The sequence below is a fragment of the Amycolatopsis sp. NPDC000009 genome (assembly GCF_055563465.1).
The window spans coordinates 380,957-396,474 of the sequence record NZ_JBVHDI010000002.1; the positions used below are offsets into that span (position 1 = coordinate 380,957).

At 68.3% G+C, this 15,518-nt stretch carries 14 protein-coding genes; 4 read left to right on the top strand and 10 right to left on the bottom strand.

Annotated features, from left to right (window positions below; all coding sequences use genetic code 11):
• Window positions 1–65: 65 nt before the first annotated feature.
• Together ACZ3HL_RS07905 and ACZ3HL_RS07910 are read right to left on the bottom strand one after the other, a co-directional pair.
• Window positions 66–1,604: a glycerol-3-phosphate dehydrogenase/oxidase gene (locus tag ACZ3HL_RS07905; RefSeq protein ID WP_465529566.1), complete on the bottom strand. Its 1,539-nt coding sequence runs from the start codon at window positions 1,602–1,604 to the stop codon at window positions 66–68.
• On the bottom strand, window positions 1,601–2,164 hold the full coding sequence (locus ACZ3HL_RS07910; protein ID WP_465530003.1) for a TetR/AcrR family transcriptional regulator: 564 nt from the start codon (window positions 2,162–2,164) through the stop codon (window positions 1,601–1,603). Before ACZ3HL_RS07910 ends, ACZ3HL_RS07905 begins: the two co-directional genes overlap by 4 nt.
• 97 nt (window positions 2,165–2,261) lie before the next feature.
• Here ACZ3HL_RS07910 and ACZ3HL_RS07915 point away from each other — a divergent pair, with 97 nt between their 5' ends.
• Window positions 2,262–3,881: an FAD-binding oxidoreductase gene (locus tag ACZ3HL_RS07915; RefSeq protein ID WP_465529568.1), complete on the top strand. Its 1,620-nt coding sequence runs from the start codon at window positions 2,262–2,264 to the stop codon at window positions 3,879–3,881.
• A gap of 471 nt (window positions 3,882–4,352) precedes the next feature.
• Here the strand turns inward: ACZ3HL_RS07915 and ACZ3HL_RS07920 are convergent, their stop codons facing one another.
• The 5 genes from ACZ3HL_RS07920 to ACZ3HL_RS07940 form a co-directional block, all read right to left on the bottom strand.
• Window positions 4,353–4,991, bottom strand: a complete 639-nt coding sequence (locus ACZ3HL_RS07920) for a gamma-glutamylcyclotransferase family protein (RefSeq protein WP_465530005.1) — start codon at window positions 4,989–4,991, stop codon at window positions 4,353–4,355.
• Window positions 4,985–6,079 carry an S-(hydroxymethyl)mycothiol dehydrogenase gene (locus ACZ3HL_RS07925; protein WP_465410882.1) on the bottom strand — a complete coding sequence of 365 codons (1,095 nt, stop codon included), beginning with the start codon at window positions 6,077–6,079 and terminating at the stop codon, window positions 4,985–4,987. Before ACZ3HL_RS07925 ends, ACZ3HL_RS07920 begins: the two co-directional genes overlap by 7 nt.
• An 80-nt stretch (window positions 6,080–6,159) precedes the next feature.
• A complete protein-coding gene (locus ACZ3HL_RS07930; RefSeq protein ID WP_465529570.1) occupies window positions 6,160–7,425 on the bottom strand; it encodes a C39 family peptidase in 1,266 nt (421 codons plus the stop codon).
• Between the two features lie 75 nt (window positions 7,426–7,500).
• On the bottom strand, window positions 7,501–7,902 hold the full coding sequence (locus ACZ3HL_RS07935; protein WP_465529572.1) for a PaaI family thioesterase: 402 nt from the start codon (window positions 7,900–7,902) through the stop codon (window positions 7,501–7,503).
• A gap of 127 nt (window positions 7,903–8,029) precedes the next feature.
• Window positions 8,030–9,751 carry a TIGR03767 family metallophosphoesterase gene (locus ACZ3HL_RS07940; protein ID WP_465529574.1) on the bottom strand — a complete coding sequence of 574 codons (1,722 nt, stop codon included), beginning with the start codon at window positions 9,749–9,751 and terminating at the stop codon, window positions 8,030–8,032.
• 161 nt (window positions 9,752–9,912) lie between these two features.
• Between ACZ3HL_RS07940 and ACZ3HL_RS07945 the strand changes: the two genes are divergently transcribed.
• Window positions 9,913–10,362, top strand: coding sequence for a hypothetical protein (locus ACZ3HL_RS07945; protein ID WP_465411209.1), 450 nt, complete (start codon window positions 9,913–9,915; stop codon window positions 10,360–10,362).
• 198 nt (window positions 10,363–10,560) lie between these two features.
• Here the strand turns inward: ACZ3HL_RS07945 and ACZ3HL_RS07950 are convergent, their stop codons facing one another.
• Window positions 10,561–11,160: a TetR/AcrR family transcriptional regulator C-terminal domain-containing protein gene (locus tag ACZ3HL_RS07950; RefSeq protein WP_465410886.1), complete on the bottom strand. Its 600-nt coding sequence runs from the start codon at window positions 11,158–11,160 to the stop codon at window positions 10,561–10,563.
• A 58-nt stretch (window positions 11,161–11,218) separates the two neighbouring features.
• Here ACZ3HL_RS07950 and ACZ3HL_RS07955 point away from each other — a divergent pair, with 58 nt between their 5' ends.
• Window positions 11,219–11,668: a hypothetical protein gene (locus ACZ3HL_RS07955; protein WP_465410887.1), complete on the top strand. Its 450-nt coding sequence runs from the start codon at window positions 11,219–11,221 to the stop codon at window positions 11,666–11,668.
• Here the strand turns inward: ACZ3HL_RS07955 and ACZ3HL_RS07960 are convergent.
• Both ACZ3HL_RS07960 and ACZ3HL_RS07965 read right to left on the bottom strand, forming a co-directional pair.
• The gene (locus tag ACZ3HL_RS07960) at window positions 11,637–12,899 is read right to left on the bottom strand and encodes an ABC transporter substrate-binding protein (RefSeq protein ID WP_465529576.1); all 1,263 of its coding nucleotides are present in this window, start codon (window positions 12,897–12,899) and stop codon (window positions 11,637–11,639) included. The genes ACZ3HL_RS07955 and ACZ3HL_RS07960 overlap by 32 nt on opposite strands.
• Window positions 12,900–12,999: 100 nt before the next feature.
• Window positions 13,000–14,637: a long-chain fatty acid--CoA ligase gene (locus tag ACZ3HL_RS07965; RefSeq protein WP_465410889.1), complete on the bottom strand. Its 1,638-nt coding sequence runs from the start codon at window positions 14,635–14,637 to the stop codon at window positions 13,000–13,002.
• 451 nt (window positions 14,638–15,088) lie between these two features.
• Between ACZ3HL_RS07965 and mihF the strand changes: the two genes are divergently transcribed.
• Window positions 15,089–15,400: an integration host factor, actinobacterial type gene (mihF, locus tag ACZ3HL_RS07970; RefSeq protein WP_005155963.1), complete on the top strand. Its 312-nt coding sequence runs from the start codon at window positions 15,089–15,091 to the stop codon at window positions 15,398–15,400.
• Window positions 15,401–15,518: the final 118 nt, after the last annotated feature.

Below are 15,518 nucleotides of genomic sequence, written 5' to 3' on the forward strand. Positions count from 1 at the left end.
AAACCCAACGACACGTCAAGCTGAGGACACGTCTCACCGCATTTAAGAGGACTAAATGCGGGAGGTCAGCCGAGGCCGGCGAGCGATTTGCCGACAAGTTCCTGGACGCGGCCGCGGGCGGCCTCGGCGTCCGGGGCGACCAGGGCGAGCCGGGTGCGGCGCTCCAAGACGTCCTCGACGTCGAGAGCGCCCTCGTGCCGCACGGCCCAGACGACCTCCGCCGCGGTGATCTCGGTGGCGCCGGACAAGGGCAGCCCCAGGTCCGGGTCGACTTCGCCGAGTGCCGCGACCCGTGGCGCCTCGGTGCCGTACTTCGCGACCAGTCGAGGCGGTGCGTCCACAGTGGACAGGCGGTGGCGCGGTGCCGCGCCGAGCAGCGGGAGCCGGGACGTGGTCGACGGCCCGGCGAGGAGCCCGGACCGTTTCAGTGCCGCGTCGACGGCGTCCTCGGCCATCTTCCGGTACGTCGTCAGCTTGCCGCCCACGATGGTGAGCACGCCGTCGGCGCCGGTCACCACCGCGTGTTTGCGCGAAAGATCGGCGCTGCGCCCGCCGCCTTCGACCAGCGGCCGCAGCCCGGCGAACGAGCCCGCCACGTCGTCCCGCGTCAGCGGGCGGTTGAACGCCGTCGACGCGACTTCGAGCAGGAAGTCCACATCGGACTCCGGGACGGACGGCACGCGCGGGACCGGGCCGTCGGTCGGCTCGTCGGTGACCCCGACGAACACCCGCCCGTCCGGTTGCGGCAGCAGGAAGACGAAGCGGTTGTTCTCGCCGGGGACGGGCACGTTGACCGACGTCGCGCCGATCGGTGCCGCTCCCGAAGCCAGGATGAGATGCGAACCACGGGAAGGCCGCAGCCGCACCGATTCCGCCAGTTCGCCCGCCCAGACGCCGGTCGCGTTGATCACCTGACGGGCGCGGATCCCGATTTCCTGTCCGGTGAGCCTGTCCCTGGCCAGCACCGATTCCGCGTCGAGCCGGAGTGCCTCGACCTTCGTCAGGATCTTCGCGCCGCGTGCCGCCGCCGTCCGTGCCAGGTTCACGACCAGGCGCGCGTCGTCGGTCAGCGCGCCGTCGTAGGCCAGCAGGGCCCCGCGCAGGCCTTGCGGGGACAGGCCGGGGGCGAGCGCCAGCGCCTCCGCGGCCGGGATCGACCTCGGCCGCGGCAGCACCGACGCCGGGGTCCGTGCCGCGCGGCGGAGGCCGTCACCGGCGAGGAGGCCCGTCATGATGAACGCCTGCTGGCCGCGGGAAGTCTCGCGGTACAGGGGGAACAGCTGCGGGATCGCCCTGGTGAGATGCGGGGCGGTGCGGGTCATCAGTATCCCGCGTTCGACGGCGCTTTCGTGCGCCAGCGCCAGATCGCCCTTGGCCAGATACCGGAGGCCGCCGTGTACGAGCTTGCTGGACCAGCGTGACGTCCCGTACGCCAGGTCGTACGCCTCGATCAGGGCCACCGAGAGCCCCCGCGCGGCCGCGTCCAGCGCGATCCCCGCGCCGGTGACACCGCCGCCGACCACCACCAGATCGACCCGCTCACCGCCGGCCAGCGCCGTGAGTTCCCGGTCGCGCCGCAGAGCGTTGAGCGAGCCCGGCGTCACGGCCGCAACGCCGCGTCGAGCATGTGGGCGAATTCCGCCATCAGCTCCTTCTCGTTCACGTCCGCGATGGCGGGCCGGTAGGAGAACGCGAAGGACTGGATGAGCAGCAGCAGGGTGCGCGCCTGCGAAGGCAGGTCACCCTTGCGGATCGAGCCGTCTTCGTGGCCCGACTTCAGCAGGTGCAGGATCACGCCTTCGGCGAACCGCTGGGTCTTCCCGAACCGCTCGACGATGTAGGGCAGGACCAGCTCGGAGTCGAGGTCGAGCAGGGTGCGGAACAGCGGGTCGCCCGACAGCGCGGCGACGGCGGCGGACGAACTCCGGACGAGCTTCTCGCGGAAGTTGGCAGGCTCGGCCTCCGGCTCGGCGGCGCCCTGCAGCAGGCCGCCGAACTCGCGGGTCATGAGGGTCGCGAGCACGCTGCGCACGTCCGGGAACCGGCGGTAGACGGTCATCCGGCTGACCTTCGCGGTCCGGGCGATCTCGGCGAGGGTGGTCCGCCTCACGCCGACGGCGAGCACGCACTTCTTCGCGGCGTCGAGCAGAACGTCGTCGGACACACGCGTCGAGGCCTGACGGGATCGGGTGTCCGCCAGTGCCGAAACGCCTGTTTCCGCAGGTGAGTGACGTTTTACGTCCATATGTAACACTGTAGTCGTGACGGAGCTTATTGACCACCGGTTAAGACGATCCTGGACGCCCGAAGGCGGTGACGCGGCCCACCTTCCGGCGAAGGCCTTGCGGTGGCTCGTCCAGCGTATCGGTCCGCTGGGCTCCGCGGCGCCCTTCGCACCCGATTCGGCGCTTTCCGTTCCCGATTCGGCGCTGGGCGAACAGCCGAAACGAGACCTCGAAGAACTCGTCGGCGCCGAGAACGTCCTGGTGACGCCGGGAGAACGGCTCGCGCGGGCGAGCGGTCTGTCCTATCTGGACTTGATACGGCGACGGGGGTTCGGTGATTTTCCGGTGCCGGACGCCGTCGTCCTGCCGGAGAATCCCGCCGAAGTCCAGTCGGTACTGGAAAGCTGTGCACGGCACGACGTCGGCGTCGTCCCGTTCGGCGGCGGGACGTCGGTGGTCGGCGGGGTCGCGGCGCTGCGCGGGGACAAGAGCGCGGTGATCGCGCTCGACCTCACCCGGCTCGGCGAACTGGTCTCCGTCGACCCCATTTCCCGGATCGCGGTCCTGCAAGCGGGCGTCACCGGACCGGAGGCGGACCGGCTGCTCGCCGCGCACGGCTTCACCCTCGGGCACGTGCCCCAGTCCTACGAACGGGCCACCATCGGCGGTTTCGCCGCGACCCGGTCCGCCGGTCAGGCGTCGTCCGGCTACGGCCGGTTCGAGGACATGGTCAAGGGTGTCCGGCTCGCGACCCCGCGCGGGGAATGGAAACTCGGCGTCGCGCCGGCGTCCGCCGCGGGGCCCGACCTGCGGCAGCTGGCCGTCGGCAGTGAAGGCGCGCTCGGTGTGATCACCGAGGTCGCCCTCCGGGTCCGCCCGGTGCCGGAGGTGCGCCGTTACGAGGGTTACGTCCTGGATGGCTGGGAGAACGGCACCGCCGCGGTCCGCGAACTCGCCCAGCGGCATGTGCTGGCGGACGTCACTCGGCTGTCCGATGTGGACGAGAGCGAGGTTTCGCTCGCGCTCAACGACAGTCTGAAGACCAAGGCGCTGCGACGATATCTCAAGGCGCGCGGCGTCCACGCGCCGTGCCTGCTGATCGTCGGCTGGGAAGGCGCGTCGAAGCGCGAGGTCGCCCGGCGTCGCCAGGCGACTACAGGCGTACTGAAGGAGTTCGGCGCCGTCCGCATCGGGGCCGCGCTCGGCGAATCCTGGCGCCGCGGCCGGTTCTCCGGCCCTCGGCAGCGGGATGCCTTGATGGACAACGGTGTCTGCGTCGAAACCCTCGAAACCGCCGCGTACTGGAACGAACTGAGCGACCTGCGCGACGCGGTCCGTGCCGCGCTGACCGCGACGCTCGGCAACGCCATCATCATGTGTCACGTCTCGCACGCCTACGAAACGGGCGCGTCGCTGTACTTCACCGTGCTCACCGCGCGCGACGAGGCGGACCCGGTCGGCCAATGGCAGCGGGTGAAGGCGGCGGCGTCGGAGGCGATCACCGGGATCGGCACGATCTCGCATCACCACGCCGTCGGCGCCGACCACGCGCGCTATCTGGCGGCGGAGATCGGTTCGCTCGGGGTCGACGTGTTGCGAGCGGCGAAGAAGGCCGTCGATCCGACCGGGATCCTCAATCCCGGGAAGCTTCTGTAAGCGCGCGCTTCGCCCGGCTTGGGGCCCTGCTTTCTGGTGGGAAGGCAGCCGAACGGGGAGCAAGGGACCTTTATTGAGGGGTAGGTCAAACGTGGCGTGATCCTGTCGTGCAGGCCGTCTTTGCCGGCTTCGCGATGAGATGGCCGCCCTGGGCAGCAGGTTCCGGACGGCTTGCGGGCTACCCGGTGGCGGGTGTCCACAAGGGACAGTTCCCGCCGATTCCGTGCCCGATTGGTGTCATTATGCCCGATTCTCGCGGGGGTCGTGAGTGGTAAAGAGGGTTAGAACGATCATTGCCACTCACGACCCCCACGCAAAGCGCTCAAATCGGGCACATGAGGGAGTCCTGATGTCCTTTGTGGACGGTGCGATCACGACCAGTCCGACTGGCCGGTCCCCGGCAGACAAGACGCCACATTCGGCTTTCCCCTCAATGGCAACGCTAGCTTTCCTAGCGATGCTAGACCCGCGTCAAGCTTCTCTGACCAGCGTCCCGGCCTCGACCAGCGTGCAGTCCAGACCGTGCGTTTCGGCGGGGATCCCTTCCAGCGCCGCGGCCCGGCGCTGTTCGAGGTCGGCGACGCGGATATGCCTGCCGTCCACGAGGATCGGCAGGCGGATGTCCGCGGCGCCGACGTACGCCACGACGTCGTCGAGCACGGTGCCGTCGTCGAGGGTGATGGCCGGGGCGGTCAGGCGCACCAGGTTGTAACGATGTCCTTTGCCCTCGCAGCGATCGAGGACGGCGAGCTGCTGCGGCGTCGCGAACCAGACGGAGTGCTCCTCGACGACGCCGGGCGCGGCGGCGAGCGTCGCGGGCCGTTGCCCGTCCCGGAACCGCAGGCCGGACGCCCAGACCGCGGCGAGGTCGGCACAGCGCGCGTGGCAGACGACGACCGGGCCCTCCAGGCCCATGTGCTCCCGCAGCCAGGTGATCTTGGACGGGCACGCGTTCGAGCCGTAGGCGAGCACGGCCTGGCGTTCACGCCAGCCCTCCGGCGCGGTGTCGAGGCTGTGCCCGGCACCGTCGAAGTGGACGAACGAATGCCCCGGCCGCGCTCCCGGATACGGATCGGCCGGGAAATCGGCGTCGGTGAAGAGCTTCACCAGGTCACCACGCTGCGGAGCACGTCGCCGTGGTGCATACGCTCGAAGGCCTGTTCGACGCCGTCGAGGGCGATCCGCTCGGTGACGAACTTGTCGAGCGGGAGCCTGCCCTGGAGATAGAGGTCGATCAGCATCGGGAAATCGCGTGAGGGCAGGCAATCGCCGTACCACGACGACTTGAGCGAGCCGCCGCGCGAGAAGAAGTCGATCAACGCCACGTCGAGCCGCATGTCCGGGGTCGGGACGCCGACGAGCACGACCGTGCCGGCCAGGTCGCGGCCGTAGAACGCCTGCCGCCACGTTTCCGGCCTGCCGACCGCGTCGATCACGACGTCCGCGCCGAACGAATCGGTGCACTCCCGGATCGCCTCGACGACCTGGTCTTCGCTCAAGCCCTTGCTGTTCAGTGTGTGCGTGGCGCCGAAGTCCTTGGCCCAGGCGAGTTTCCGGTCGTCGGTGTCGACGGCGACGATGGTCTTCGCGCCGGCCAGGTTCGCCCCGGCGATCGCGGCGTCACCGACGCCGCCGCAGCCGATGACCGCGACGGAATCGCCGCGGCTCACGGCGCCGGTGTTCAGTGCCGCGCCGAGACCGGCCATCACCCCGCAGCCGAGGAGCCCGGCGACGGCCGGTTCGGCGGCGGGGTCGACCTTCGTGCATTGTCCACTGTGGACGAGCGTCTTCCCGAGGAACGCCCCGATGCCGAGCGCCGGTGACAGGGCGGTGCCGTCGGCCAGCGTCATCGGCCGCGCGGCGTTGAACGTCGAGAAGCAGTACCAGGGCTTTCCCCGGCGGCAGGCCCGGCAGGTGCCGCAGACCGCGCGCCAGTTCAGGATCACGTAGTCGCCCGGTTCGAGGCCGGTGACTCCGTCGCCGACGGCCTCCACGAACCCCGCGGCCTCGTGGCCGAGCAGGAACGGGAATTCGTCGTTGATCCCGCCCTCGCGGTAGTGCAGGTCGGTATGGCAGACGCCGCACGCCTTGACCGAGACGACGGCCTCGCCGGGCCCGGGGTCGGGCACCGTCACGGGCTCCAGCGAGACCGGTTCACCCTTGGCGCGGGAAACGACGCCCTGGACCTCGTACGGCATGCGCACCTCCGAGTCGACGAACTCCGAGCTTGCCACGGGGGCGGCCCGGATCGCGACATCCGCTCGGGTGCGGTACCGATTCAGTGCCCCGGCGTGATGATGTACGCGATGCCGCCGGGACCACTGGAAACGCCGCCATTCGTGTTGTACCGCTTGGTGCGCTGCCAGATCGTTTCGAACTGGTGTCGTTTGTAGACATTTCGGACCCGGTCGTTGCTGTTGGCGGCCGGGTCGTTCGCGATCACGTCACCGTCCTTCGTGAAGCCGACGACGACCATGATGTGCCCGGCGGTGCCGTAGCCCGCGCCGTCGAGTTCCTCGGCCTTGAACGACTGCGACGTGATCACCGGGATACCGCGCGCGATGTACTTCTCGAGTTCGTTCAAGGAGTGCAAACGGGTGATGTGCCCACGCAGTCCGAGTGAAGCGGCGTACGCGGTGTTGAACGGCCAGTTGCCTGTTCCGTCGTAGGCGTAGTCGAACGTGTGGCGGGCGGCGTACGCGACGGTCGGATCGACGTAACCCTCCGGGATCCACTTCATGTCCTCGGGCCTGGGCCGTTTGCCCCAGTACTCGACGACCATTTCGGTGGACGTTGGGCTGCACCAGTTCTCGCCGCCCCCGCCGTACTCCGGGAACTGTCCTTTGTGGAGGTTCTGTGCGTAGGCGGGCACCTTGAGCTCGATACCGGTGGCGCGGCCCGGCTTCGTCGCCTTGACCTCGAAGCGGTCCGGGACCAGCGACGTCATCGCGCCTGCCGACGTCACCGACGGGGTGGCGCGGGAGCCGGCCTCGCGGTACAGGCTGACCCGCAGCTGGTACGAGCGGAGCGCGACGCCGGCCTTCATGACCAGCGTGTCGACGTCGACCGCGGCGTTGGCGTCGCTCTGGCCGTCGATGCTGGTGCGCTTGATGTCGGTGTCTCCGCCGGCCCATCGGCCCATGACGTACCAGGAGGTTTCGGTGCCCGCCGCGGTGCGGCCCTTCGCTTCGACCTTGATCCACGTCTTCGCCGGCGTCTTCGCGTTCCACGAGGCGACCAGCTGGGAGGCGTCGAAACCCGGGGTGTGGCTCCCCGACGTCCACTGGCCGTATTCGTAGGTCTTCGTGGTGCCGAGCGTGGGTTCGGTGTGCTCGATCGTGCCGATCGGGCGGTCGATGCGCAGCGCGCCGTGATCGAGGCCGAGCCCTTCGAGCCTGCCGTCGCGGAAACCGTGGTGACCGGACCATTCGTGGTAGTCGATCGACTCGTCGTCCGGGCGGCCGGGACCGGCCTCCGCCGTCTGTGCCGTGACCGCGGTCATCGTCGCGATCGTCAGCAGCGTGACCAGCCCTCGTATCCGCATCCGGAGCTCCATCCCTCGTGTCCACCCAGTAGGGAAGGGATTTTCGCCGGTCGCGCGAGGTATGTAAACAGTTGCCTACAAGACGGCCTGGGTCTGTGTCACTTTCGCGACCAGCTTGCCCTCGTCGTCGCGGATCTCGGTTTCCACCACGATGAGCTTGCGGCCCGCGTGCAGCGGCTTCGCGGTGGCCGTGGCGTGGCCGGACCGGACCGCGCGCAGGAAGTTCGTCTTCGACTCGACGGTGGTCGTGCCCTGGCCGCCCTCGGGCAGGTTGAGGAACGCGCAGACCGCGCCCGCGGAGTCGGCGAGCACCATCAGCGTGCCGCCGTGCAGCACCCCGCCGAGCGTGCAGAGCGTTTCGTCCCAGGCGATCCGGGCGCGCACGGCGGTGGGGGCGTGCTCCAGTACCTCGATGCCGAGCCGCTCGGTGAACGGCATGGTCCGGTGGAAGAGCGCGGTGCCTTCTGCGTCGGTCATGGCGCCGAGCGTGCCCGGCACCGCGCCCCGTGTCGATTACCCCTGAGGTAACCCACCGCATTTCGTCCTCTGAATGCGGTACTTGCGCGTGCAACTACCGCATTCAGAGGACGAAATGCGGCGGGGGTCAGGCCAGGGGGTTCGGCAGGAGGAGTTCCGTGTTCTGGTCCTGAGCGGTGCCGACGGCGGAAAGAGAGGCGTGGATGTCGTTGTACGAGAACTCCCGGTACAGCGACGCAAGCGCTTGCGTCGAGGTGTCCGAGTACGCCGCCTCGTACGGGGCTTCCGCCTCGATCAGGGTCGTGAACAGCGACAACGTGCCGTCGGCGTTGTCGGCGACCTCGATGATCCGCGCGTGCTGCGGGAAGTCGATGTGCGAAGCGGTGTTGATCTCCCAGAAGCCCTGCTTCGCGGTCTTGCCGGCGTGCGGGGTGATCTTGTTGTGGTGCGTGTGCCCGTTCACCCACGCCAGCACGTTCGGGAACCGGTGCAGCAGCGAGACGAACGTGTCGCCGTTGAGCCGGATCTCCAGCGGATGCCGCGCGTCCGGCAGCACGTTGCCCATGGTGTCGCTGGTGTGGTGGCTGAACAGGATGAACAGCTCGTCCGTCACGTTCTGCGTGACCTTGCGCCCGAAGAAGTCGTAGTACGTCGAGCTGTTGCGCTTCAGCGTTTTCTCCACCCAGGTGAACTGCCCGAGCCCGATCGATCCGTCGGCCAGCCCGGCCATCGTCGTGGTGTCGAGGCTGATCCCGGTGATCCCCGGCGCGATGCGGAAGGTGTAGTACACGTTCCGCCCGTCGGCGTTGTTCTCGCTGAACCCGTGGCCGACCGGGCCGGGGCCGGTGTTGGCGGAGTCGAGGTGGTGCCGCACGAACTCCGCGGTGCTGAACGGCCGCCGTCGCTCGTCCGGGGTGATCTCGCGGATCGTGCCCGAACCGCCGAACAGCTCCGTGACCGGGACGCCGGAGCCGGATCCGATCGCCTTGGCGAGTTTCCGCGACGTCGTCTCGTCCTTGCCGATCACCTTGAAGCGGCCGGTGTACCAGGCGTCCATTCCCGGAAAGTCCGGCACGGTGCCGACGATGCTGTCGTCGTGGTTGCCGAAGGTGCAGAACCACGGGACGTCGAGGCCGGGCGAGGTGAAGGTGTTCGAGGCCGCGCCGAGCAGGCCGGGCAGCTGCGGGAAGCCCTTCTTCGTGTACGCGTCGTCCAGCGTCTTGCCAGGGTTCCAGTAGTGCGAGGACCCGGACGTCTGGACGCCTTCGTGCACGTCCGGGTCGCCCGAGGTCGGGTTCACCGTGCCGCCGTTGAGCACCTTGAGGAACCATTCGAGCTCGATCAGCTCGTGGTTGTCGGTGTTGTCGCCGGTGGTGACCATGAAGTCGATCGGCCGTCCGGTGAACGGGCCGGCCTTCAGGCTGTTCACCCGCTCCACCAGCGCCGTCGTCGCGACCGGGCCGAGGGTCTCCTGCGGGCGGTGCGCCGAGCCGACGAACGGGTGCAGGTACTCGAACCGCGCCGGGCTTTCGGCGTCGGTGAAGTGCAGGTCGGTGAACTGGGCGAAGGAGGCCATCGCGCGGCGCCGGTCGTCGCGGCCGGACTTCGGCGCGGCCAGATCCCCGCGGACCACGAGCGGCCAGCCGGGGCCCGCGGTCAGCCGCGTGTAGCCGGGGCCGCTGGTCCGCGGGGCCGCCGCGGCTTCGAGCGTGGTGCCCGCGGTGCGCACCGCACGGGTCGTGGTGCGCGCCAGGGCCCGGTCGAGCGCGTTGGCGGTCGGCGTGCACAGCAGCAGGCCGACGCCGGCGGCGCCGGCCGCGGTGAAGGTGCGCCTCGAGATGACGGACATGGCGGTGCCCCCAGTCGTCGCGGATGGATGTCGCGGAAGGACGATGCCGGAAGACGTTAGCCGTGAGGTGAACGCCAGAAAAGGGTAATGCGAAAATTTGTCACGTTTGGCGGAATACGAAAGAAGCCAAGCGTGCTGGTTACGCTGGCCGCTTGGCGAGCGTGGGAGGTGGCCAGGTGGGTGCTTCGGCTTGGTCGGTCCGCGGCCGGTTCGACGGCGATCCGGAAGCGGCGCTGGACGCGATGAAGGCGCGTGTCTTCGAGGAGGGTGACTACCTGTGGGAGGAGGACGAACTCGGCCGCCCGGACTCGATCGACGAGCTGTACGAGGTGGAGAGCGTCCAGGAGTCCGGGACGCATTCCGTGCTGGACGTCCACGAGTTCATCAGCGCCGCGGGTGAGGACGACTTCGGCACGATCCGGCCCTTGACCGATGCCGAGCTCGTGGCCGCCTTCGGTACCGAGGAGCCGTCCGTCGCCGACTTCGACGAACTCGACAAGGCGGGGCGGCTGCCGTACGAGCGGCGCCCGCGCTGGAGCGCGAACTGCGCGCTGCTGTACGAGAACGACGTCGCCGTCGAGCTGGCGATCTGGGGCGTATCCGGAGACTAGGCCGCCAGGTCACCCGACGTGCTCGCGAGCGCTGAAGTGTCACCGAGGGTGAGGGGTGTGTGGAAATAGGGACGTTGAATGTCCCTGTTTCCACACACCCTGTCGTGACCGGACCGGTCATGCGGGACTGTGGAAATCGGGTCATCTAACGCCCCAAATCCACACAGTCGCCGTCCTGGGGGTGTTACTCGTGACCTGCTAGCGCCGGGTCGCGAGCCCGTCGAGAATCACCTCGACACCCAGCTCGAACAGCTCTTCGCCGCTCTGCGCCGCGAAAGCCGGACCCAGCCTGCCGACGTGCGGATACGCCTCAAGCCGCGCGAGGAACCCTTCGTCCGGCTTCCGCGCGGGGAGCGTTTCGACCGACGCCAGAACATGCGCCGTGAGCAGTCGCGAAATCCCCGCGGTGTCCTCTTCGGAGAAGCCCGCCTCCAGCAGGATCCGCGCGGTGGTCTCGATGTGACCGAGCCGGTGCGGTCCGGTCGGCGGCCGCTCACGCAGCAGTGCGGCCGCGTCCCGATGGCGTAGCAGCAGAGCGCGGAACTGGCGGAGCCCGCTCGCGAGCTGATCGCGCCACGGCAGTGATCGATCGATCTCGAAGGCGTCGGCACAGATCGCTTCGGCGACGAGGTCCAGTAGTTCCGCCTTGTCCCTCACGTGCCAGTACAGCGTCGGCGAGCTGACGCCGAGCTTCGCCGCCAGCCGCCGGGTGCTCAGTTCCGCGAGGCCTGCCTCGTCGAGCAGTTCGACGGCGGCCTGGGTGATCTTGGCGAGGTCGAGCGAGCCTTTGCGTGCCACCTGATGACTCTATCAGTGATAGATTTGTCTCTATCACTGATAGAGAATGGGGGAAGTGATGCGTTGGACACCGAAGATCCGCCTGATCACGGTGCTGTGCTCGATCGTTTTCGTCCTCGGGACGGCGCTGCAGAACTACGTGATCATCGATCTCGACTTGATCGAAGCGAGTATGCGGCTCAAGGGGGCGGACACCGCCGAAGCACCCACCTACTTGAGCGCGTTGCGGCTGGTGGGGAACGTCTTCATCGTTGGCAACGCCTTGGGGCTGCTGGTGTGGTTCGGGTGGCGTCGGCTGTTCTGGCCGGTGCTCGCGGTCAACGTCGCCCAAGCCTTCGGCGTGTACGTCGTGCCGTTCGAGGTGCACGGGGCGGCGATCGCCGAACACGGCTGGCCGGGCGTGCTGCCGTCGCTGGTCACCGACGGTGGCGCGGTGATCCTGTCGATCGTGCTGATCACCGCTTATGTACGGTCGCTCAGGCGGATAGGCGGCCCAGTTCGGCCTTGACGGCCTCGACGGCGGCCTTGGTCTCGGCGACCGGGTCGGCCCCGTCGCGGGCGATCCGGCCAGCCGCGTCGACGAGCGCCTTATTCGCCGCCGGTGTCCACAGTGGACCGGCGGCGCGGCCGTTCTCCTTGACCAGCTTCGCGGCGTCGGCCGCCACGGCGACCTTGTCGAGAACGCTGAGCCGTGCGGGCAGGTGGAACCCGAACCTGGTGGCGAACTCCTGCTGGAAGTCGACGCGCTCCAGCCACAGCCATTTCACGAAATCCTTGGCGGCGTTGGGGTTCAGGCTCTTGGAATGCACCATCGAGCTCAACCCGCTGACCGGGACGGACGGCGTGCCCGCCGCGTCGAAGCGAGGGAAGGGCAGAACGCCGAAGTCGTCCTTCACCGTGTCCTGGATCTTCGGCAGGTTCCACAGCCAGGTCCACTGCATGGCGGTGAGCCCGTCGATGAACGGGAGCGGATCCGCCCAGTCCGTCGAAGCGCCGAGCAGCAGCGAACCGTTGAGCTCGTGGAGTTTCGCGAACACCGTGGCGGCACGCGGATCGTCGAAGCCGGCGGTTTTCCCGTCCTTGACGTAGTCGAGCCCGGCCGACCACAGCAACGGCCCGGCGAGTGCCGCCGCGCCCGCGTCGTTCCCGGCGAACAGTCCTTTGACGCCGTCCTTGGACAGTTTCTTCGCCGCGTCGACGAGTTCGTCCAGCGTCTGCGGCGGCTGGACACCGGCCTCCTGGAGAAAACTCTTACGGTAGAAGAGGACCTGTGTGTCGAGTGCCTGCGGGATGCCGTAGATCTTGCCGTCGACCGTCTGCGCCGCCAGTACCGAGGGGTTGAAATCCCCGCGCACGGGCCCGACGAGGTCGTCCAGCGGGACGAGGAGGTTCTGCCGGACGCGGTCGACGGTGACCTGGCCTTCGAAGATGTCGGGGACCGGGCCCGCCTGCAGCGCGGCGTTCAGTTTCGGCTCGTAGTCGTCGGGATTCCACTGCACCGCGACCTTGGACTTCTGGTACGCGGCCGCGTAGCGCGTGACGGCTTCCTGGACACCGGCTTCGGGATATGGGTGGTACCACTGCGCGAGGTCGACCGGTTTCGGCTTCGGCCTGGTCACCCCGGCGGAGTAGGCCGTCGACGGAGGCGGATTTCCTCTTTGGACGGTGTTCGACCCACAGGCAGCAAGCGCGGCCGTCCCCGCCAGTGCCAGGAACGCGCGCCTGTTTGTCTTACGCACCAACAAAACCCTTCGCCGAACGCAGTGAAGGCCATCTTCAGGGACCAGCGTCCCTCAAGATGGCCTTCACGGAAGGGCAGGCGCGCGGGAGATTAACCCGTTAGAGCTGACTGATGTCGAGTTTGCCTTCGGAGTGGAACGCGCGCAGCCGCTTCTTGTCGAACTTGCCGACACTGGTCTTCGGGACTTCGTCCACAAAGGTCCAATTCTCCGGGAGCTGCCACTTCGCGACCTTGTCGGACAAGAACTCGCGCAGTTCCTCGGCCGTGGCGCTCTGGCCCTCCTTGAGCACGACGGCGACCAGCGGGCGCTCGTCCCATTTCTCGTCGGGGATGCCGACCACGGCCGCTTCGGCCACCGCGGGATGCGCCATCACCTGGTTCTCCAGATCCACCGAGGAGATCCACTCGCCGCCGGACTTGATGACGTCCTTCGCGCGGTCGGTCAGCGTCAGGTAGCCGTCCGGGCTGATCTTGCCGACGTCGCCGGTGCGCAGCCAGCCGTCGTGGAACTTCTCCGGGTCGGGCTCGTCACCGGTCGTGCCGCCGTAGTACGACGCCGCGATCCACGGGCCCTGCACCTCGAGCTCGCCGACGCTTTCGTTGTCCCACGGCAGTTCCTCGCCGTTGTCGCCGATCAGCCTCGCGCTGACGGACGCCGGGAACCGGCCCTGGGTGTAGCGGTACTCCCACGCCTTCTCGCCGGTCGCGGAGGCGGGCGGACGCGCGACGCTGCCCAGCGGCGAGGTCTCGGTCATGCCCCAGGCGTGCAGGATCGGCACGTCGTAGCGGTCCTCGAAGGCGTGCATCAGTGACGGCGGCGCCGCCGATCCGCCGACGACGACCTCGCGCAGATGCGAGATGTCCTGCGGGTTCGCGTCGAGGTGGGAGAGCAGCCCCTGCCAGATCGTCGGGACGGCACCGGCGAAGGTCGGCTTCTCCGCGGCGAGCATCTGGGCGATCGGCGCGGGCTGGAGGAAGCGGTCCGGCATCAGCAGCGAGGCGCCGACCATCATCGCCGCGTACGGCATGCCCCACGCCATCGCGTGGAACATCGGGACGATCGCGAGGGCCTTGTCGTGCTGGGCCAGCCGCATGCTGTCGGTCATCGTGACCTGCATCGAGTGCAGCCAGATCGACCGGTGGGAGTACGCGACGCCCTTCGGGTCGCCCGTGGTACCCGACGTGTAACACATCGCGGCCGCCGAGCGCTCGTCCACCTCGGGCCAGTCGAAGGTGTCCGGCTGGCCGGACAGCAGTTCGTCGTAGGAGTGCACCTGGACGCCGTCCGGCGCGGGAAGGGAGGAGGCGTCACCGTTGGCCACGATGACGTGACGCACGGTCTTCAGCTCGGGCAGCTGCTTGGCCAGCAGCGGGACCAGCGTGCCGTCGACGATGACGACCTGGTCCTCGGCGTGGTTGGCGACGAAGACGAGCTGCTCCGGGAACAGCCGGATGTTCAGCGTGTGCAGCACCGCGCCCATGGCCGGGATGGCCAGGTACGCGGCCATGTGCTCGGCGTTGTTCCACATGAAGGTGCCGACGCGCTGGTCGCCGGTGACACCGAGGCTCCGGAGGGCGTTGGCCAGGCGGGCGGCGTGCTTGCCGAGTACGCCGAAGGTCTCGCGGCGGGCTTCTGAACCGGTCCAGGTGATGACTTCGCTCTCGGAGTGCACCTTGGTGCCGTGGCGGAGCAGCCTGCCCAGTGACAGCTGTCCGTCCTGCATCGTGCTCAACATCGCGTACTCCCGTGGTGCTCGTTCTCCGGTGAACTTGGGTTGCGCCGACTCTAATCCGGGAGGGGTGAACCGGTCAGTAACCTCGCGGGCAACCGTTCGGTCACAGTGTCGCGCTAACGGGTGGCCGCCGCTTCGGGTCAAGATCATCAATAATTCGTATTTTTCGCGCCATGAAACGAAAAATGGCTGACTGTGCGAAGTGATGACATCGCTCATAAGGGTGATGAACACAGGCGAATCACGCCCCGGACGGGGTGTTTCCGCAGGCTGGGGCGGGTTGCCCACGGCGTGGTCGAGGGGTAATAAGTGCGTGTCGGTTTCACGGCCGGGGAACGGGTGGCGTTTACTGGAGCCGTGGTACAGAGACGGCTGGCCAGCGCTTGCTCTCGCAAGCATGGTTTAAAGGCCGTCGGCCGCGAAAGCGGAGACCTGAGATGAAAGGACTACTACGTTGGCTCTGCCCACGTTGACTCCGGAGCAGCGCGCCGATGCCCTCGCCAAGGCGGCTGAGGCTCGCAAAGCGCGCTCCGAGCTGCTTGCGTCGATCAAGTCCGGCAAGGAGAGCATCGACAAGGTGCTCAAGCAGGCCAAGGAGAACAAGACCATCGGCAAGACGAAGGTCACGCAGCTGCTGAAGGCCGTGCCCGGCCTGGGCGCGGTCAAGGTCGCCGCCCTGCTGGAGCAGGCCGGGATCGACCCGGACCGGCGTGCCGCCGGCCTGGGCGAGCGGCAGCGCGAGGCCCTTCTCGAGGCGCTGAAGTAACGCCGGGCGCGTCTCTCTTGGCCGGAGGCCTCGGATTTGCGGAGGCGGGCCGCCGACATGGCTGGGCGAGTGACAGCCGTTGCCACGGCCCGGCTACGGAAATCCGGCAGCGCGCTTT